General features: G+C 60.7%; 17 protein-coding genes. 5 read left to right on the top strand and 12 right to left on the bottom strand.

Annotation, left to right across the window (positions count from 1 at the left end):
* Positions 1-46: 46 nt before the first annotated feature.
* The 4 genes from GB927_RS25025 (at position 47) to GB927_RS25040 (ending at position 5,475) form a co-directional block, all read left to right on the top strand.
* Complete coding sequence (locus GB927_RS25025) at positions 47-1,336, top strand: NAD(P)/FAD-dependent oxidoreductase (protein ID WP_256119964.1); 1,290 nt, start codon at positions 47-49, stop codon at positions 1,334-1,336.
* Positions 1,308-2,309: a 4-hydroxyproline epimerase gene (locus GB927_RS25030; RefSeq protein ID WP_256119965.1), complete on the top strand. Its 1,002-nt coding sequence runs from the start codon at positions 1,308-1,310 to the stop codon at positions 2,307-2,309. Before GB927_RS25025 ends, GB927_RS25030 begins: the two co-directional genes overlap by 29 nt.
* Positions 2,306-3,613, top strand: a complete 1,308-nt coding sequence (locus GB927_RS25035) for a glucoamylase family protein (RefSeq protein ID WP_256119966.1) — start codon at positions 2,306-2,308, stop codon at positions 3,611-3,613. Before GB927_RS25030 ends, GB927_RS25035 begins: the two co-directional genes overlap by 4 nt.
* Before the next feature lie 215 nt (positions 3,614-3,828).
* Complete coding sequence (locus GB927_RS25040) at positions 3,829-5,475, top strand: choline dehydrogenase (protein WP_256119967.1); 1,647 nt, start codon at positions 3,829-3,831, stop codon at positions 5,473-5,475.
* Between the two features lie 58 nt (positions 5,476-5,533).
* On the opposite strand, the gene GB927_RS25045 is transcribed toward GB927_RS25040, so the two are convergent.
* The 12 genes from GB927_RS25045 to GB927_RS25100 form a co-directional block, all read right to left on the bottom strand.
* Positions 5,534-6,217 carry a GntR family transcriptional regulator gene (locus GB927_RS25045; protein WP_256119968.1) on the bottom strand — a complete coding sequence of 228 codons (684 nt, stop codon included), beginning with the start codon at positions 6,215-6,217 and terminating at the stop codon, positions 5,534-5,536.
* 204 nt (positions 6,218-6,421) lie between these two features.
* Positions 6,422-7,450, bottom strand: coding sequence for a proline racemase family protein (locus tag GB927_RS25050; RefSeq protein ID WP_256119969.1), 1,029 nt, complete (start codon positions 7,448-7,450; stop codon positions 6,422-6,424).
* A gap of 54 nt (positions 7,451-7,504) precedes the next feature.
* Positions 7,505-8,200 carry a GntR family transcriptional regulator gene (locus GB927_RS25055; RefSeq protein WP_256119970.1) on the bottom strand — a complete coding sequence of 232 codons (696 nt, stop codon included), beginning with the start codon at positions 8,198-8,200 and terminating at the stop codon, positions 7,505-7,507.
* Positions 8,197-9,282 (bottom strand): ABC transporter ATP-binding protein, encoded by a 1,086-nt coding sequence (locus GB927_RS25060; RefSeq protein ID WP_256119971.1) that lies wholly within the window; start codon positions 9,280-9,282, stop codon positions 8,197-8,199. Before GB927_RS25060 ends, GB927_RS25055 begins: the two co-directional genes overlap by 4 nt.
* A gap of 12 nt (positions 9,283-9,294) precedes the next feature.
* Entirely contained in the window at positions 9,295-10,083 is a 789-nt protein-coding gene (locus GB927_RS25065; RefSeq protein ID WP_256119972.1) for an ABC transporter permease, read from the bottom strand.
* Positions 10,084-10,965, bottom strand: a complete 882-nt coding sequence (locus GB927_RS25070) for an ABC transporter permease (RefSeq protein ID WP_256119973.1) — start codon at positions 10,963-10,965, stop codon at positions 10,084-10,086. It lies immediately after the preceding gene.
* 69 nt (positions 10,966-11,034) lie between these two features.
* Positions 11,035-12,174 carry an ABC transporter substrate-binding protein gene (locus tag GB927_RS25075; protein ID WP_256119974.1) on the bottom strand — a complete coding sequence of 380 codons (1,140 nt, stop codon included), beginning with the start codon at positions 12,172-12,174 and terminating at the stop codon, positions 11,035-11,037.
* A gap of 264 nt (positions 12,175-12,438) precedes the next feature.
* On the bottom strand, positions 12,439-13,005 hold the full coding sequence (locus tag GB927_RS25080; protein ID WP_256120084.1) for a DUF1349 domain-containing protein: 567 nt from the start codon (positions 13,003-13,005) through the stop codon (positions 12,439-12,441).
* 68 nt (positions 13,006-13,073) lie between these two features.
* Positions 13,074-14,039 (bottom strand): ABC transporter permease, encoded by a 966-nt coding sequence (locus GB927_RS25085; RefSeq protein WP_256119975.1) that lies wholly within the window; start codon positions 14,037-14,039, stop codon positions 13,074-13,076.
* Positions 14,039-15,004 (bottom strand): ABC transporter permease, encoded by a 966-nt coding sequence (locus tag GB927_RS25090; protein WP_256119976.1) that lies wholly within the window; start codon positions 15,002-15,004, stop codon positions 14,039-14,041. The genes GB927_RS25085 and GB927_RS25090 overlap by 1 nt, the downstream gene beginning before the upstream one ends.
* Entirely contained in the window at positions 15,001-16,551 is a 1,551-nt protein-coding gene (locus GB927_RS25095) for a sugar ABC transporter ATP-binding protein (protein WP_256119977.1), read from the bottom strand. Before GB927_RS25095 ends, GB927_RS25090 begins: the two co-directional genes overlap by 4 nt.
* Positions 16,552-16,616: 65 nt before the next feature.
* A complete protein-coding gene (locus tag GB927_RS25100; RefSeq protein WP_256119978.1) occupies positions 16,617-17,711 on the bottom strand; it encodes a substrate-binding domain-containing protein in 1,095 nt (364 codons plus the stop codon).
* Between the two features lie 215 nt (positions 17,712-17,926).
* On the opposite strand from GB927_RS25100, the gene GB927_RS25105 reads away from it, so the two are divergent.
* Positions 17,927-18,895 (top strand): substrate-binding domain-containing protein, encoded by a 969-nt coding sequence (locus GB927_RS25105; protein ID WP_256119979.1) that lies wholly within the window; start codon positions 17,927-17,929, stop codon positions 18,893-18,895.
* Positions 18,896-18,954: the final 59 nt, after the last annotated feature.

Consider the following 18,954-nt stretch of genomic DNA (forward strand, 5'->3'; position numbering starts at 1 on the left):
CATGGCTCTGTTGAGCACCAATGTCGAGCGCTGAGGCGAGGGAATAGTGCCGTCAAAAAAGGTCGCAGTTGTTGGCGCGGGGATTGTCGGCCTCTCGGTGGCATATGCGTTGGTCCGGATGGGAGCCAGCGTTACCGTCATCGATCGCGACGCCCATGGCGGTAACGCATCCTCGGGCAATGCGGGCGGAGTTGCCGTTACCGAGGTGATGCCGGCGTCGATCCCGGGGCTTTGGAAGAAAGTTCCCGGATGGCTCCTGGATCCTCTCGGTCCTCTGGCGGTACGCCCAGGGCATGCGGTTCGGTTGTTTCCATGGCTCGCCGCCTTCGCGCGTGCCGGTCGTTCTGAAGCATTGCCACGGATTGCCGGGGCATTGGCTTCGATCAATGAGCGCGCCTATGACGATCTTGCCGCTCTGCTTCGCCATATAGGAATGGCGCAGCACATTAGCCGCACCGGTGCGCTTACCGTCTATGAAAAGCCCGATGGTCTGGCGCGCGATCGGCTGGAGTGGGAGACGAAGCGAGGATGGGGGATCGAAGTGATCGAACTCTCGGCCTCCGAAGTTCGGGAACTCGAACCTGCTCTTGGCCCGCTCGTGGCATGTGGTCTCCTCACGCCTCAATGGGGGCAGATATCTGATCCGAAAGTGATTTTGGATGGGCTGCGCACATGGCTGATATCCCAGGGCGTGACGTTTCTGTGCGAGAATGTCGAACGTATTATCCCCGAGCAAACCCGGGTTGTTGCCCACACAGCCAGCGGAGACCTTCAATTCGAGACGCTCGTTATCGCTGCGGGTGCTTGGTCGGCTCAGCTTCTGGCACATCTTGGCGATCGTGTCCTTCTGGAAAGCGAGCGCGGCTACAACACCACCATCAAAGATGCTCCGGTCACGCTAAGGCGTGAGATCATCTTTGCGGACAGGAAGTTCGTGGCGACGCCCTTGAGCAGCGGCCTGCGACTTGGGGGTGCTGCCGAATTCGGCGGGCTCAGTGCCAAGCCAAACATGAAACGATGCCAGGCTTTGCTTACGCTCGCGGCGAAATATCTGCCGGGCATCAAGGGGTGCACGGGGTCGCAGTGGAGTGGGCATCGGCCGGCCACACCGGATTCTCTGCCTGTGATCGGTCGGTCCTACAGGTCGTCGCGCGTCATCTACGCGTTCGGTCACGGGCATCTCGGGCTCACCCAAGCTGCCACCACCGGCAAGCTCGTTTCGCAACTTGTTTCGGGAACGGCGCCATCCATCGATCTTACGCCGTTTTCTGCCAATCGCTTCGCCATACAAGGGGATCCGCGTCTCAATGACTCGCCATACGTTTTTCTGCATTGACGCCCACACCTGCGGCAACCCTGTGCGCGTCGTCGCCGGGGGAGCGCCCTTTCTCCCGAATGTCTCGATGGCGGAGAAACGGGAGCTTTTCCTTCGTGATCACGACTGGGTCCGTCGTGCGCTGATGTTTGAGCCGAGGGGACATGACGTGATGTCCGGGACGATCCTGTATCCGTCCTCCCGCCCCGACTGCGACGTGGGCGTGCTCTTCATAGAAGTGAGCGGCTGCCTTCCGATGTGCGGCCACGGCACGATCGGAACGGTCACCGCCGCGCTGGAAACCGGTGTGGTTACGCCCAAGCGAAGCGGCAAGCTGTCACTCGAAACTCCGGCCGGGCGCGTCGATATCGAATATTCAAAGTCGGGCGGCAAGGTCGAGCAGGTGCGGCTTTTCAACGTTGCCAGCTATCTGCATGCGCAAGACGTCGAAATCGACGTCGAAGGCCTTGGAACGTTGACGGTCGATCTTTCCTATGGCGGGAATTTCTATGTCATTGTCGAGCCTCAGGCGAACTGGCCGGGACTTGACCGGATGAGTGCAAGCGAGATCGTCAAGCTCAGCCCGAAGGTTCGCGCTGCAGCGCAGGCAAAGCTCAGTCCGGCCCACCCGGATGATCGGCGGATCGCGGGCGTTTCGCATGTCATGTGGTGCGACAAGCCGCGTGATGCCAAAGCGAATGCGCGCAATGCCGTCTTTTACGGGGAGAAGGCAATTGATCGGTCACCGTGCGGAACGGGATCGTCGGCACGAATGGCTCAACTGGTGGCGCGCCAGCGCCTCAATGTCGGCGAAACATTCGTCCATGAAAGCATCATCGGCACGATGTTCAATTGCCGCGTCGAGGCTGCGGCGAATGTGGGGTCTTTCTCCGGCATTCTTCCGAGTGTATCTGGTTGGGCGCGTGTGACGGGGCATAACACGATCTTTGTCGACGACCACGACCCGCTTCGCCATGGCTTCCAGATCGCATGAATCGTCATTCTTCCGGTTTTACGTCCCACCAGCCGACTTATCCGGGCGGCTTTCCCGGTATTCCAAGGGAAAGCGCGCTTTCGGATGTGCTGGACATTGTCCAGTTGGCGCATGCAAATTACTTCGTCGAAGGCGCCAACGACGCGACGTCGCTGCCCTACGATCGCCGCCCTGTAAAGCAGGGAGACCCATATGACCTTGTTTCCATCGGCGCCGTCGGTTTCGGAATTCTGGCAATCCTGGTCATGGCCTTCAGGCAATGGATTGCGCACCCGGAAGCATGCCGCCGTATCGACAGGATCTTGGACAGCCTTGAGCAGATTCCACGGTTTAAAGGCGCCTTCCCACATTTCGTTCGGGCGACGACACTGAAGGTCGTGCAATTGATTCCGAAGGATGACGGCGCCGATCTTGTCGAGACGAGCCTTCTTATCCAGGGGCTTATCTGTGCCCGCGAGTTCTTTTCCGGTGATACGCCGCAAGAGGGCGATTTACGGGAGCGGATCAATCGCGTCTGCGATGCCGTCGATTGGTCTGGTTTCGTTCGCCCCGGTGCCCGGCCGTCCTTGTACTGGCACTGGAGCCCTAAGCACGAATGGCACCTCAACACGCCCATCACGGGCTGGAACGAGGCGCTGATCGCTTACGTGCTGGCGGCAGGTTCCGAATCTTCGCCGATCGATCCGGAAGTTTACCATGTCGGCTGGGCGAACGAAGGCAGGCATCGAAACGGACAGTCCTATTACGGTCATACCCTTCCGGCCGGCATGCCTTATGGCGGGCCGCTCTTCCTGTCGCAATATTCCTTCTGCGCCCTGGACCCTCGAAACCTTCGAGACGACTATGTCGATCATTGGCAGCAGGTCGTCGCGCATGCGCGCATCAATTTCGAGCACTGCAAACGCAATCCGAAAGGTCACGGCGGCTATGATGTGCACGGATGGGGCCTGACGGCTTCTGATGGGCCGCGCGGCTATCTGGTCAGCTGCCCTGAAAACGATCATGGGGTGCTGTCGCCGACTGCTGCTCTTTCGAGTTTCCCTTTTCTCCCGCTGGAAGCCGAAGCGGCCCTTCGTTCATTTCTTTCGTACGAGGATGGCCGGCTCTGGTCGAAATATGGTTTTGCCGATGCGTTTGCACCGGGTGAGAACTGGATTTCAGCCTGGCATCTTGCGATCAACCAAGGCCCTATCGTCGCGATGATCGAAAACTATCGATCGGGGCTGTTTTGGCGCCTCTTCACGGGCGCTCCCGATGTGCAGCGCGGCCTGCGTCGCCTTGGTTTTCGCGACACGCGCATCTGATCTTTTTCCGGGCTTCGTCGCGCTGCGATTTCCACGCGTCTACACTAGACGCAGCTTTCGGAATATAATAGATTGGATCCAATAATGGCTCATGCTTGTTGGTTTAGCGGGTCGCGCCGTGACAAATAGCGGATGCCACCGGTTTACGACAAAAGGCGACGTCAATCATGCCGGGTGCGGCCAGCCTGACCGGAATTGTTAATTGGGGACGTGAAATGCCAACTAAAACATACGATTACATCGTGGTGGGTTCGGGTGCTGCCGGATCAGTCGTCGCCGCCCGCCTCGGCGAGGACCGCAACGTCCGGGTCCTTGTCCTGGAGGCCGGGCCTCATGACAATTCGATCTACGTGCGCATGCCCGCGGCCATGTCCTATCCGTTAACAGACAAGGCCCGCACCTGGGAATTCGATACCGGGCCGGAAGCCGCGCTGAATGGCCGGATGGTGCCCCATATCCGCGGGAAGATGCTGGGCGGTTCCGGCTCGCTCAACGGGATGGTCTATGTTCGCGGCAATCCGCGCGATTTCGATCGCTGGGCCGAGGATGGTTTGAGCAACTGGTCCTATGCCCACTGCCTGCCCTATTTCAAGAAACTCGAGAACTACGACAAGGGCGCCAACCAGTATCGTGGCGGCGAAGGGCCGATCGCGATCACCACGCTCAAGGCGGAACTCGAACCCTTCCAGGCATTTCTCGAGGCCGGACAGCAGGCCGGCCATCCCCTGAATGCGGACTATAATGCCTTCCGCCAGGAAGGCGTGCATGCCTACCAAGCCAATATCGACAACGGCATCCGGGCAAGCGGGGGACGTGCCTATCTTCGGCCTGCGATCAAGCGCGGGAACGTGGAACTGCAACTCGGTGCGCTGGTTCACAAGGTTCTGTTCGATGGCAAGCGGGCCACCGGCGTTCGCTATGAACAGAAGGGGCAGATTGTCGAAGCGCGCGCGGCGCGGGAGGTCATCCTTGCCGGAGGTGCCTTCAACTCCCCGCAACTGCTTCTTCTGTCCGGCGTCGGCCCCGCCCATGAACTCGCGGAACATGGCATCACGTCGGTGTCGGACCTGCCGGGCGTTGGCAAGAGTCTCCAGGACCACGTCGCCGTCTCCATCAAGTATCGGGCGTCGCGAAAGGGCGTTTCGCCGGCCGTGGACATGAACCTGTTCAAGATGGCGATGATCGGCGCGCAATGGATGTTCCTGCGCAGCGGCCTTGGAACGACAAACCTCTGGGAAGTCGGCTCCTTCTTCAAAAGCAGCGACAGCGTCGATTATGCGAACATCCAGCACGAGTTCCTGCCCATGCTGGGTGAACTCATGCACGGCAAGGTCAATATCGAGGAGGGCTTCCAATATCAGGTCTGCCTCGGCCGGCCGAACAGCAAGGGTGCGGTCACGCTGCTGAGCGGGGATCCTCGCAAACATCCGTCGATCGTGCTCAATTATCTTTCGGACCAAGAAGATCGCCGCAACCTGATCGACGGCGTTCGGCATACGGATGAGATCATTCAGCAGCGTGGCTGGGACAAGATCAGGGGAGAAGCGATTTTCCCCGGTCTGCGCAAGTGGAGCGACGAGGATGTCTTCGCCTGGTTGCAGGAAAATATGGGCACCCAGTACCACCCATGCTCAAGCTGCCGCATGGGCAACGATGACCTGGCCGTCGTCGATGATGAAGGCCGGGTGCATGGTCTTGAAGGCCTTCGCGTAGTGGATGCATCCATCCTGCCGCGGATCACCAACGGCAACCTGCATTGCCCGACGATGATGGTCGCCGAGAAGATTTCGGACCGGATCAAGGGTATTCCGGCTCTTGCGCCGCAGTTCATCGCCTATGAGGGCCAGAAGGAAGCCGCCTGATCGGTCTCGACAGGAAAGTGTCCGCGCAGATGGCGCGGGCACCCGTCGTGACAATAGATTAGGACGCGACCTTCGTGCCGCGGTGTTGAAGGCCGCGGATAACGTCATCGCGGGCATCGGCGATATGCTTCTTGAGAAGTTTTTGCGCGGCGCTGCTGTTGCCATCTGCGAAATATTGGGCAAGCGCGCTGTGTTCCTCCAGGGCCTTCGTCTGTGCCGCCTTGGCGTCGATCTGGAGCCGGAGATACCTGTCAGCGGAATTGTAGAGCGTGGAGAGCACGGACAGAGACCGTGGCCTGTCGGCGGCGTAGGAAAGCGCGATGTGGAATGCCCAGTTCAATTGGCTGAGGATCGCCGGGCTTTCGCCGGCCAGAAGCGCTTTCTCGTAGTCGCGATAGGCGCTCTGGACGCGCTCGACGTCGTCGGGCGTCGCCTTTTCCATCGCTTTGGCGAGGATGAACGGTTCGAAGATCAGGCGCGCCTCGAAAATGTCGACGGCATCTTCCGGCGTAAGCTTAGCCACCACCGCGCCCTTGTGCGTATGGATGACGACGAGGCCTTCCGCCTCCAGCTGAACCAGCGCTTCGCGCACCGGAATGCGGCTGACGCCGACTTCGTCGGCAATCGCTTCCTGGCGGATCTGATGACCACCCTCGTAGTAGCCGGATATGATCCGGTCACGAAGCAGGTCCAGGACGGACGAGGTAACGGTGCGGCGCTTGATAGAAGGGGAGGCTTTCATCACGGACTCATTTACGATGCTGACCCGTATATTGAATACAAAGCCCTCGTTAAGCAAGCAACCGGCAGACGGAATTTAACGGATAGATCGATTTCAACAGCGGATCCACACGCAAAACATGCGAAATGGCGCACGGGAGCCACTTTCCCGATTGCGCCGACAGGCGGGCTTGTCGGCGCAACTGGATTCGATTTTCGCGGGGCCTCAGGCGAACCATGTGTCCGACAGGCGGTAGCCTTCCGGGAACGGATCCTCCGGATCCACCCCGTAGTGGCTGACACCCGTAAGCCATGCCCGACCGGAGACCTGGGGCGTGACGGCCGGGATTGGGCCGGCCGTGCCGGTTTCGAGGATTTCGCAGTCGAATACCGTGTCGAGGATCGAGAGGTGGCGGAATGTCTCGCCGACCGCCAGGTCTCCGCGGGCATGAAGCAGAGCCATGCGGGCTGATGTGCCGGTGCCGCACGGGCAGCGGTCGAGCCGACCTGGCGAGACCACCACGGCGTTCTTCGAAGTTTTCACCCCCCCCAAAACCTGCAGTGGGCCGGCGAATTCGACCTGGTTTATCGTGTGGATCTGCGGATTTTCGGGGTGGATGGACGGCAACTGGCTTGCCGCCGCTGCCTTGATCTTTTCACCCAGGTCCACAAGCAGGCGGGCTTCGCTGCGATCAAGCGTCAGGTTCAGGTCCTCAGCGTTCACGATGCAATAGATCATGCCGCCGTACGCGACATCCACCCGCAGCGTGCCGAGATCCGGGACATCGATCGTCGCGTCGCGGTGCATCACGAACGAGGGGATGTTGCGGAAGGTGATGCGCTTGCACTTGCCGTTCCTGCATTCCGCGGTGACTTCCACGAGGCCCGCAGGCGTGTCGACCCGGACGATCGTCTGTGGCTCGATCATCGAGATCATGCCGGCTTCAAGCGCCACCGTTACCGTGCAGATCAGATTTGAGCCGGACATGGGGACGAAATAGTCGGATTCCATCACGATCATGCCGAGATCCGCATCGTCGCGGCATGGGGGCGTGATCAGGTTGACTGCGGCATTGACGCTGCCGCGCGGATCGAAGAGCAGCATGTTTCGAAGCCAGGCGCCATCGCGCTCGAGGTTCTGCATCCGCTCGAACATGGTCTTGCCCTTGGGTGGCAAGACGCCGCCGGTGATCACGCGGCCAACTTCGCCTTCCGCATGGGCGCCTACGACGGTAATAACGCGATCAAGTTGCATGTCTTTCCTCTATTTCAAATGAATGCCGCTGGCGTCCTGAGGTGTCGGCGTGGATCACGGCGCCTTTTTCAGCATATTCAGGCTTTTCGTAACATCGTCTCGTGCGCCGGAAATATGCCGGGCCAGCAGGCGTTGCGCCAGCGCCGCGTCCTGCTGCACGAACGCGGCCGCGATTGCCCGGTGATCTTCAAGCGCGTTTCGCCGGGCCTCGGCATTGTCGATCTGCAAGCGCAGATATCGGTCTGCCGACTTGTAGAGAGATGAGAGGACGGCGAGTGACCGCCATCGTCCCGACGCGCTGGAAAGCGCCTTGTGAAACGCCCAGTTCAATTGGCTGAGTTGGGCTGGAGACGCGTCGTTGGCGACCCCGCGCTCGTATTCGTGCAGCGCTTTTCGCACCCGTTCGATGTCTTCCGCCGTCGCCTTCGTCACAGCCTGACGAAGAATGCTGGGCTCGAGGACGAGGCGCGCCTCGAAGATGTCGATGGCGTCTTCGACGGTCAGTTGGGCGACGACGGCGCCCTTGTGCGTGTGGATCTGCACGAAGCCTTCCGCCTCCAGCTGAACCAGAGCCTCACGGATGGGAATTCGCGACACGCCGAATTCCTCGGCAATGGCCTCCTGGCGGATCTGCTGGCCGCCGGGATAGACCCCTTCGACAATGCGGTCCCTGATCAGTTCAAGGACCGTCGCGGTAACCGTGTGGCGTTTTATGATGGAGGAGTTGGGAGTCATGTCTTCAATGCTCAATGGCTGGGGGATGCTGGCAGCACGACAGACCCGTCGTGGGGCCAGCAGACATGCACGCGGTCACCCACATTCGGTCGGTTCAGACCCGGCGTGTTCTGTACCTGGGCACGAAGCGCTTCTCCTCCGTCGCTGACGAGATGGTAGAAGGACCGGCTGCCGGTGAAGAGCACGTCGGTCACGGTCGCTGGGATGGCGTTATCCCGCGCGGGGTTTTCGGCGAACAGCGAAATCGCTTCCGGGCGCACCGACATGATGGCAGCGCTTTTCGAGGCGATCTGGTTCGTGGGCTGGTAGTGGAAGCTACCCTCCGCAGACCTGAACGCGCTTTTGCCGGACGCGTCTTCGACGATGGTTCCATGCAGGATATTGGTCTCACCAAGGAACTTGGCGGAGAAAAGACAATTGGGCCGGTTATACATATCCTGTGGCGTATCGACCTGAACGATCTGCCCGCGGTCGATCAGCACGACGCGATCCGAAAGGATCATAGCCTCGTCCTGGTCGTGCGTCACATAGATAAAGGTCGCCCCGGTCTCCGCATGGATGCGCTTCATCTCCGTCAGCATATGTTGCCGGATCTTCAGGTCGAGTGCGGCGAGCGGCTCGTCGAGAAGGAGAACCTTCGGCCCGTTGACGAGCGCACGGGCAAGTGCAACGCGCTGGCACTGGCCGCCGCTCAGCTCGGTGATAAAACGCTGCTGGAGGTGATCCATCTGCACGATGCGCAGCATATTGCGGACCCGTTCCCGCACCTCGTCCTTGCCGATGCCCTTCACCTTGAGGCCGTAGGCAACGTTCTCGAAGACATCCAGATGGGGGAAGAGGGCGTAGCGCTGGAAGACCATGTTGACCGGGCGCTTTTCCGGCGGAAGATTTGAGACGTCCTTTCCGTCAATCTTGAGCGATCCGCTTGTCAGGCTCTCAAAGCCGGCGAAGATGCGCATCAGCGTCGTCTTCCCACAGCCGCTCGGGCCGAGCAGCGTGACGATCTCGCCCTGGGCGATGGAAAGATTGATGTCCTGAAGCGCCTTGAAGCTGCCGAAGGCCTTGTTGCCATCCGTGATTTCGATGATTGGGGACATGGGCGTTTTCCTTCAAGCGACGTCGCGGCTGGAGAGATTTGTCGCGCGTTTCATCGCGGCAATGGCAAGGGCGATGGAAATGATGGCGATGGTAAAGACCATTGCGAGCGTCGAAATCGCGTTGATGAGCGGCGTGACCGTGCGGCGCATCATCGACCAGATATACATCGGCAGCGTCGTCTCGGTGCCCGATACGAAGGCCGTGACGACGAATTCGTCGAACGAAAGCGCGAAACTGAGCACGGCACAGGAAATGAGCGTCGGCGCGATGAGGGGGAGGGTGACCCGGCGGAACGTGAGGACCTGGGAGGCCCCGAGGTCGCGCGATGCTTCCTCTAGGTTCGGATCGAACAAGGCGAGCCTGGCGCGCATGGCAATCATCAGCATCGGAAGCGCCAGGACCACATGGGAGAGCACGATGGTGATCATCGAGAGCTGCACCCCGACCTGGGAAGCGAGCACCAGCAGCGACACGCCGAGGAACAGGCCGGGAAGGGCAATCGGGGTGATGCACAGGATTTCAAGCACAGTGCGGCCCTTGCGCCCCAGCCGCAGCCAGGCGAGCGACGCGGCGGCGCCGAGAAGGAAGGTGATGATCGCCGTCAGTGTCGCGATCCAGAAGCTCTTCCACAAGGCCGAACCGAGCTGCGGATCCGAGAAGATCTGGGCATACCACCGCATGCTGTAGCCGGTGATGGGAAAGGTGAAGGAGGGGCTCGCGTTGAAACTGAACAGAACAATCAGCGCCAGCGGGATGAGCAGGAACGCCAGGATCAGGTAAACGGTGATGCGGAGGATCATCTACTTGTCCTGCGTTAAGATCGTCGTGCTCTTGCGGGAGCGGGTGAGGCCTGAAGCACGGGCAAGTGCCGTGATGATCAGGTAGATCAGGATCGACAGGGCAAACATGATGAAGGCCTGTGCCGCGCCGAGCGGCCAGTTGCCGGTCTTGCGAAACTGGTCGGCGATGAGGAGGCCGGTGGTCTGGCCCGAGGAACCACCCACCATCTGCGGTGTTACATAGTCGCTTGCGGCAAGAATGAAGGTCAGCATGAAGGCACCGATCAGGCCTTGCGCGGCATTGGGTGCTACGACCCTCATGAAGGCGCCGATCGGGCTTGTCCCGAGGTCGCGTGACGCCTCGATCAGCTCCTTCTTGATTTCGCTCATTGCGGAAATGACCATCAGGACCGCGAAAGGGAGATAGATATGCACGAGGGTCACGCCCACGGCGAAGGGGCTGAAGAGAAAGGCCTCGATGGGCGTTGAAATGATGCCCAGTTGCAGCAGCGCCGCGTTCAGAAGGCCGTTCGTGCCGAGCAGCGTGCGCCACGCATATATCCGCACCAGATAGCTGGAGAACCAGGTGATGAGGATAAGGTAGAAGATCAGCTTGGAGCGGGTGACGTAGGTCAGGTAGTAGGCGATCGGCAGCGACAGAAGCACCGAGACCGTTGCGGTGACGAGGCCGATGAGCAGCGCGTTGAGCGTGACCTTGAGAAACAGCAGGGACTGTATCGAAGAGAGATAATTCGTCAGGACGAAGTCCGGCACGATACGGAACGAGCTTGCCGTCCAGAAACTATAGGAAAACAGCAGCAGGCTCGGGGCGACGAAGAAAATCACCATATAGGTGACTGCCGGAGCCGCCAGGAACCCGCCCGTTTTTTGTGAACTGACCACCGAAATTTACTCCTGATACCGTTGCATTCCGGGCCACTTCGCAAGACGCAGCCCGGAATGCCGGTGCGCTTACATGCCGGCCTTGAACTGCTGCCAGGCCTGGATCCAGTCGTCGTAGCTTGCCACCTCGCTCTCCGCCTCGACGGGCGGAATGCCGGGAAGTCCTGCGGAAAAGATCTGGTCGATCTTCGAATAGTCGATGCGCTGGCGGGCGGCTTCGTCCAGAAGCTCGACCGCCTTCTTCGAGACCGGGGCCTGGTGGATGCTCATGCAGACATTTGCCTGCACCTGCGGGTCAAGCGACTGGTTGATGAAGGCATGCGCGGTTTCCACATTGTCCGCCGAGACCGGGATGAACCATGCATCGACCCACAGGACCGGGCCTTCTTCGGGAACAGCCATTTTCAGCGGTACGCCCTGCGCGGTGACCTGCTGGATGATCTGCGGGTCTGCCACGACCACGGCGAGCACCTCCTTGGATGCGATGAAGTTCGCGACATCGCCCTGGTTGATGGCAATCAGGCGGGCTTGGTCGCGGAAGGCGACGAAACTGTCGAACGCGGTCTTCAGCTCATCCTTCGTAAGCGCGGGGTATTTCTCGCCGAAACCGGCCAGCCGGGCAATCAGCGGCCAGTTGCCCGTGGCGTCGTCCATGATGGCGATCTTGCCCTTGAGCTCCGGCTTCAGCAGGTCCTTGTAGGATTTTGGCTCCTCCATCTCGGCGGAGTTGTAGAGGAGCGTGTTGAAGCCCCAGATGTAGGGGGAGCCATAGAGCGTCCCGTCCTTGAACCATGTCGGCTTGTCGAAGAAGACGCTGAACAGGTTGTCGGCGTTGTAGTTTGGGATTTTCGAAACATCGAGCGGCGAGACGATCTTGATCTGATCGATGTAGAGCTCGCTATAGGCCTGGTTGTATTCGGCAAGGTCGAGCGGTGGCGGATTGCCGACGATGAACTTGGTATGCACGTCATCCTGCGACGCGATCGACGTGGTTTCGACGGTGACACCGTTTTCCTCGCGCCACGTCTTGAGCTCGTTCGTCAAGTCATAGCCTTCCCACGCCATGACCTGAAGAGTGCCGCCCGTTGCGGCGGAGGCCGGCGTGAAAAAGAGCCTTCCAAAGCTGACCGTCAGGCCGGCGGCTGCGCCGCCGATCAGAAGCGCCCGGCGGGCTTCGCTGAAGTTTGGAGTTGCGTATTTCGGTCCCATGATCGTATTCCCCTTATTTATAGGAGACAATATATTGGATACATTATGAATGGTGTCAACGGTTTTTTAACGAGACCCTTGCCCCGAAATCTGGCCAGGAACCGATGCGCACGGCGATGTAGCGGCTTGGCGCCGGACGGGTTCCGGCTCCTCCGAGTATGCGAAAAGTGAAGATTGGATATAATATAACAATAAGGCAATTCGAAATGCAATAGCTCAGCCCCGGCGGCATTGTTGATCCCGCCGGGGCCGGTTGGTGGGTTTTCAATCGTGCAATTCACGCGCGATCGGCGGCCCGATAACGAAGTCCTTGAAGCGGGCGGTGAAGCCGGCGCGCTGCGGCGAGCAGCACATGACGCCGACTTGAACCGTCTTCGTCGGTGGGAAATAGGCGAGGCGGACCGGTGTCCAGACGCCATTCTCTCTGTTGAGATATTGGACCCGGATCGCCTCGCGATGGCGGGTCAGCCGAATGCGGATTCCGCTGGGATCGACAGGCACTTGCACCAAAGACCAGTCGGATTGGTTGTTGGTAACGACGACGGAGAAAAACATCCGCCCGTCGGTGAATTCGATGCCTGTCTTGATCCAGTGGCTTTCGCTCAGGCGCATCATCAGGCCGGCCTGATCGTAGAGAATCTCATAGTCGCCTTGAACCGTGACCTCGGCGCTGAAATCGCCCTCGACGTCCCGGGACAGGAAATGGCCGTCGTCACGCCAGAAATCGTAGAAGGTTTCCCGCCAGTAATCCGTCTTGTCGCCGGTGACGACCTCCAGAGTGCCATCCTGGTAAGAGCAGGATGACGGTTCGCTGTACCATTCGAGCTTCATTCCAAACGCATCCATGCGGCTTCTCCTTGTGTTGATGGGGCGGGTAGATGGTTTCGTTCCGGGCAGGTTTATGGGTGCGCCTGTGCCCGCTTGTTGCTGACGAGCAGCATCAGGATGATCGTGGTTCCGTAGATGATCAGTCGCAGCGCCTCGGGCGCCTGCATCAGGGAAAGCACGTTGGAAAGGAGCGTGAGCGCGAGCACGCCCACGACGGTGCCGAGATATCTGCCTTCGCCGCCTGTCACCTTCGTGCCGCCGACGACGACGGCAGCGATGCTTGGCAGCAGCATGGGATCGCCCATGGCCTGAAAGGCCTGGCCTGAATAGCCCGAAAGCAGGACGCCCCCGACGGCGGAGCAGAGCCCGGCCCACAGGAAGGCGAAGAAAACCACGGCGCGCGTTCGGATGCCGGCAAGGTAGGCGACGCGAGGGCTGCGGCCCATCGCATAGATCCATGCGCCAAGCGGCGTCAGTCGCAGGACGAGGACGAGGATGCCGCCGACGAACATCCAGACCAGCGCGGCCACCGGCACGACGTCGAACACGCGCCCGACGGCGAGGTGGCGCATCAGGGGGGAAGCATTCGTCTGCGGGCTGTAGCCACCTGCATAGACCACGGTCAATCCGAGCAGGATGGCGTTGACGCCGAGCGTCCACACCATGGATGGCGCGCGCAGGATGGCAACGCCGAAAGCGTTGAGACCGCCGATGGCCAGGCCCATTAGCAGGGCGAAGGAGATTGCGGTGCCGTCGTTGGCCCAGGCCGCACCGCTGCTGAAAACCCCGCAAGCGAGCATGCCGGCCGCGGTTGCAGTCCAGGGCATGGAGAGGTCAATCTCGCCGAGCAGGAGGACCACCATCGCGCCGCTGGCAAGAATGCCCACGAAGGCCGCGATCTGCAACTGCTGCATGTAGTAATTCACCGAGACGGTCGCCGGATACATGATGCCGATTGCGACGCTCAGGGCGAGTACGAAGAGGCAGGCGATCCAGATCGGCCTCTCGACGCGAAAAGCCACGGAAAACACGTTCATCATTGGAATGCCTTCAGGCGGTTGGGGTCGCGGACCAGCGTGAGGGATGCTGCCGCCACCGCGGTGATCAGCACCATGCCTTCGAAAAGCGGCTGCGCGAGGGGCGGGGCACCGGTGAAAAGCAACACGGCGCTGATCGCGCGTAGCGCATGTGCGCCGAAGATCGCGCTGAGCGGCGAACCCGCACCACCCCGCAGTGACAGCCCGCCAATGACGATCGCGGCGATGGAGTTGATGGTATAGGGCACGCCGATCGTGGCATCGCCCGAAAGGGTTTGAAAGCCGAGATAGAGACCGGCAAGCGCGGAAAGCAGCCCCGAAAGCACATAGGCGGCGATAATCGATCGCTCGATGCGCAGGCCGGACAGCCGCGCAGCCTGTGGCGCCGATCCGGCAGCGAATATGCCGCGCCCGAGGGATGCCCGCGATATCGCAGCCCAGGTGCAGGAGGCGATGATCGCTATCAGCAGCGTCGAGACGGGCAGGACGCCGAACAGGATGGCCGTCATCGCGTAAGCAAGCCCGGTATCCACGTCGCCACCGGGAAAGGGCCTGATGAAGAGCGCAAGGCCGCTGAAGACCGCACCGGTGGCTAGCGTGCCGATGATCGGCTGGAGGCGACCATAGACGATGAGCGCGCCATTGAGCGCCCCACAGAGCGCGCCTGCGGCAAGCACGGTCAGGACGCCGAAGGCGATTTCGACGGGCGAACCCTGCACCAGTTCCGAGGCGAGTGCATTGGTGAGCGCGACCATTCCTCCCACCGAAAGATCGAGCCCGCCGGTCAGGACCGGAAAGGTCTGCGCCAGCGCGGCAAGGGCGAGCGGCGCTGCCGAATTGGCGTAGGACTGGATGACGAAGCTGGAAATGCCGCGTGGATGCACGGCGAGATAGGCCGCCAGCACGATGATGAAAACCGCTGCGCCAAGCAGGACCGGCATGTGTCGTGATGTCAGGATTTTCATGGCCGGATTTCCGTATCCGCGGGGTTTCGGGCGGTCTCGGGACGCGTCATGTTGAGCGACGCTTCCATGATATTGACCTCGTTGATGGCGTCGCCTTCGAGTTCCCGCCTGATGGCGCCGCCGTAGAGAACGAGCACGCGGTCGCACATGCCGATGAGCTCTTCGAAATCGGTGGTGAGAAAGAGAACGGCCGCGCCGCGGTCCGCGAGCTCGCGAATGAGCGCATAGATTTCCTGCTTGGTACCGACGTCGATGCCTCGCGTCGGATCCATGAGAATGTAGACCGCGGGCTCATTGAGCAGCAGCCGCGCGAGCAGAACCTTTTGCTGGTTGCCGCCGGAGAGCGACGAAACAGGTGCGTCGGGCGATGAAATCTTGATGGCCAGTTTCCGGGTGATCGCACGGCTACAGGCGGTTTCGGCAACCTGGTCGCGCAGCCCATATCTGCTGAGCTTTCCCGTCACGGAAAGCAGCATGTTGTCGCGGATCGATTCCGCCAGCAGCAAGCCGTCCGTCTTGCGATCCTCCGGAAGAAGCATCACCGGTCGCTGGCCGGCAATGGCCGCCGCCGGACCGGCCGGTTTGAACGGCTTGCCATCCAGTGTCACCGACCCCGCCGCGGTGCGAATGGCGCCATAGAGGGTTTGAAGAAGTTCCTTCTGGCCCTGTCCTTCGAGGCCGCCGATCCCCAGCACCTCACCTTGCCGGAGCGCAAACGAGATGTTGCGCACCTTGTCGACCGCTGAAAGCCCCGAGACGTCCAGCACGATGGGCGCATCGGCCGGCACAGGACGCCGGGGCGGGAAAACCTGCGAGATCTCGCGGCCGGCCAGCATCCGGCATATCTCGTCATGCGAGCGCGCATGCGCGTCGAATGTCTCTATCAACTGGCCATTGCGCAGCACGCTGCACCGGTCGGCAATGCGCTCGATCTCGGTCATCCTGTGCGAGATGTAGATGACCGTGAGGCCCTCGCGCCGCGCGTCGGCGATGATGTTGAAGAGCCGGTCGACATCGTTGCCGGGAAGGGAGGCCGTCGCTTCGTCGAGGAGAAGGATGCGCGGCTTCTTGGCGAGCCCCTTGGCGATTTCCAGCAACTGTTTCTGGGTAAGGGACAACTGACCGACATGGGTGCCCGGATGGATGTCGCCCAATCCGACCAGATCAAGCCAGTGGCGCGATTCCGCACGCTGCCGGCGCAGGTCGATCCAGCCGAATTTCGACCGTGGCGGATTGGACAGAAACAGATTGTCCTCGACAGAAAGGTGCGGGACGAGGGAAAGCTCCTGAAACACCGTTGCGAGCCCGAGTGTCTCGGCTGATTGCGGGCCGTCATGGTCGAGACGCTCGCCGAAGAGATCGACAGTGCCTGTATCGGGCGCGAGGACCCCGGTCAAAATCTTGATGAGCGTGCTCTTGCCCGCCCCGTTTTCCCCGAGCACCGCATGTACCGTGCCCGCCTCGATATCGAGACTGACATCGGCAAGCGCCCGGGTCGGCCCGTAGGATTTGCCGACGCCCCTCAATCGTATCGCATTCACCGTCATTCCAGTCTCTTCTCGTCGGTTCCGGTCAAAGCCGGCGGGCTTAGGCACAGCCCGCCGGCGGCGCTTCACTTGGAGGTCAGTTCATCCGCGGTGAAGAGCAGGTTGCATTCCTTGAAACCCGTTGCGGTGTCGAAGGAGGCCGGGAGTTGCGAGAAATAGGCGACGCCGTCCTTCCAGTCTGTCGACGGCAGCGACGGCGGCGGCAGCTTGATGCGCTGCGGCATCTTTTTTCCCTCGAAGGTCGAGAGGGCAGCGAGAATGGCCACTGCCGAAACCGAAGGCGAGGAGCCGATCGCAACGCCGGTGAAACCGTTTTCGGCGAGCATGCGCACGGCGCCGTTCATCGTGTCCGAACCGAAGGGGACGGCGGGATGCTTAGCATCGAGCAGCGCCTGGATAGAGCCCATGCTGCCATAGGCATTGGCGACGCCGACAAATTTGCCGTGCGCGGCAACCGCTTCCGCCGTCACGCGCTGCGACGTGCCGACATCCCAGTTGCCGACGACCTCGACCACTTCAAAGGGCGTTCCCTCGAACACCTTCGTGAAGCTTTCGGTCTGCTGCTTCTCCGTTGCATTTCCCTGCAGGCCGCGGACCCAGAGCACCTTGCCTTCGGTGACGTTCTTCGCCTTCAGGTCGTCGAGGATGGCCTGTGCCTTCTTGGCGGCGATGTCCCCGTGGTCGATATCGACGATGAGGTGGTTGTCGTTGAAGACGACATTGTCGAACGAAACGAGGAGCGTGCCTGCCTGGTTGGCACGGCCGATCACGGCGTCAAAGGCCTCCGGGTTGACGGCGATGAACAGCACCGCGTCGTAGCCGGCCGCAACGTAATTCTCGATCGCCGCAATCTGTGCCGCGACGTCGTTGCCGACGCTGACAGCGGTGAATTCCTTGATCTTTGCGGCAATCTCGGGCCGCTTAACGTAGGACTCCGCAGCGCGGATCATCTGGATGCGCCAGTCGTTGCCGGCAAAGCCGTTGACCAGCGCGATGCGATACGGGCCTTCGCGCGGCGTCACGGCAGACAGCTGTTTCGTATCGGCGTCCCAGGCCGCAAAGCATTCCGGAAAATAGCTCTCCGCAGCCTTTGCGCCTGACGCGCCAAGACCGATCGCCAGTATCATTGCTGCCGTCGTCGATTTCCAAATTTTTCCCATCTGAAAGCTCCCTCTTGTTGGTCGGCTCAGCCGTACGGGCGAGAGAATAGTATCCAATATATTGATGTCAATATACGAAATTGGTGACGCGAGGACGCTGGCGTGGCCTGCTCGCAGGCATCACTTCCCCGTGAAATAAATGACCGGACTGCTTGACATACGATGAAATTGGAGATTGGATGCAATCATACAATCAACAAAAATGAGGTGGAGCAATGAAAAAACTGCTTAAAATGACGACGCTTGCCGTTTCGGCTTTCTTTGTGGCCGTGGCCCCGTCGGCGGCTGCCGATAACCCCTACGGCGCACCGCCGTGGACCATTGGTTTTTCGCAGGACACGATGGACCATCCGTGGCGGGCCTTCATGGTGACCAGCGCCGAGGCGCAGGCGGAAAAATATCCTGAGCTGATCAAGGAGTTCATCTACACCGACGCCAAGGGCACCAACGAGAAGCAGATCGCCGACATCGAAGACCTCATCGCCCGCGGCGTGGACCTCATCATGATGAGCCCGCGCGAAGCCCAGGCGCTCGTGCCGGCCGTCGAGGCGATCAAGAAAGCGGGTATTCCGCTCGTCGTGCTCGACCGCGAGATCGTCGGCGAGGACTACAATGTCTTCATCGGCGGCAACAATCTCTCGCTTGCCGAAGGCCTGGGCAAGCACGTGCTCGGTTCCGTCGGGGAGAAGTTCAGCTACCTCGAACTGGAAGGCATTCCCGGCGCCACGCCGACGATCCAGCGCCACCAGGGTTTTGCGGCTCAGCTCGAAGGCAAGGCTGATATCAAGCTGCTGGATGCGCGGCCTGCCAACTACGACCTCGCCCCGGCAATTCCGATCGTTGAAGACTGGCTGACGCGTTATCGTGACCAGTTCCAGGTCATCTATGCCCACAATGACCCCATGATCCTCGGCGCCATCAACGTGCTGAAGGAAGCCGGCTACAAGCCCGGCGACGTCTATCTCATCGGCGTCGACGGACAGCGCGAAGCGTTCCAGGCGATCAAGGACGGCTGGTTGCAGGCAACGTCGATCTACGCCACCGGCGGCGCGATCGGCCTGGACATGGCGGTGCGGGTGCTCAAGGGCGAGCCTATTCCCAAACGGATCACCACAGAAACGCCGATCGTCACCAAGGACAACGTCGACGAGTTCTACAACGCCGACCTTCAATACGTGCGCTGAGGATTTCCGCTGGAGGCGCGGGCTGCCGGTCTATGCCGGCCGCCCGCGAACTCGCAGGA

This window comes from Shinella lacus (assembly GCF_010994755.1).
Classification (GTDB): domain Bacteria; phylum Pseudomonadota; class Alphaproteobacteria; order Rhizobiales; family Rhizobiaceae; genus Shinella; species Shinella lacus.

Excerpts from the sequence above, each read along its gene's own strand:
- GB927_RS25060 (WP_256119971.1), bottom strand. The coding sequence starts at position 9,282 with ATGTCCCCAATCATCGAAATCACGGATGGCAACAAGGCCTTCGGCAGC.
- GB927_RS25065 (WP_256119972.1), bottom strand. The coding sequence starts at position 10,083 with ATGATCCTCCGCATCACCGTTTACCTGATCCTGGCGTTCCTGCTCATC.
- GB927_RS25075 (WP_256119974.1), bottom strand. The coding sequence starts at position 12,174 with ATGGGACCGAAATACGCAACTCCAAACTTCAGCGAAGCCCGCCGGGCG.
- GB927_RS25030 (WP_256119965.1), top strand. The coding sequence starts at position 1,308 with ATGACTCGCCATACGTTTTTCTGCATTGACGCCCACACCTGCGGCAAC.
- GB927_RS25095 (WP_256119977.1), bottom strand. The coding sequence starts at position 16,551 with ATGACGGTGAATGCGATACGATTGAGGGGCGTCGGCAAATCCTACGGG.
- GB927_RS25080 (WP_256120084.1), bottom strand. The coding sequence starts at position 13,005 with ATGAAGCTCGAATGGTACAGCGAACCGTCATCCTGCTCTTACCAGGAT.
- GB927_RS25090 (WP_256119976.1), bottom strand. The coding sequence starts at position 15,004 with ATGAAAATCCTGACATCACGACACATGCCGGTCCTGCTTGGCGCAGCG.
- GB927_RS25035 (WP_256119966.1), top strand. The coding sequence starts at position 2,306 with ATGAATCGTCATTCTTCCGGTTTTACGTCCCACCAGCCGACTTATCCG.
- GB927_RS25100 (WP_256119978.1), bottom strand. The coding sequence starts at position 17,711 with ATGGGAAAAATTTGGAAATCGACGACGGCAGCAATGATACTGGCGATC.
- GB927_RS25040 (WP_256119967.1), top strand. The coding sequence starts at position 3,829 with ATGCCAACTAAAACATACGATTACATCGTGGTGGGTTCGGGTGCTGCC.
- GB927_RS25050 (WP_256119969.1), bottom strand. The coding sequence starts at position 7,450 with ATGCAACTTGATCGCGTTATTACCGTCGTAGGCGCCCATGCGGAAGGC.
- GB927_RS25085 (WP_256119975.1), bottom strand. The coding sequence starts at position 14,039 with ATGAACGTGTTTTCCGTGGCTTTTCGCGTCGAGAGGCCGATCTGGATC.
- GB927_RS25105 (WP_256119979.1), top strand. The coding sequence starts at position 17,927 with ATGAAAAAACTGCTTAAAATGACGACGCTTGCCGTTTCGGCTTTCTTT.
- GB927_RS25045 (WP_256119968.1), bottom strand. The coding sequence starts at position 6,217 with ATGAAAGCCTCCCCTTCTATCAAGCGCCGCACCGTTACCTCGTCCGTC.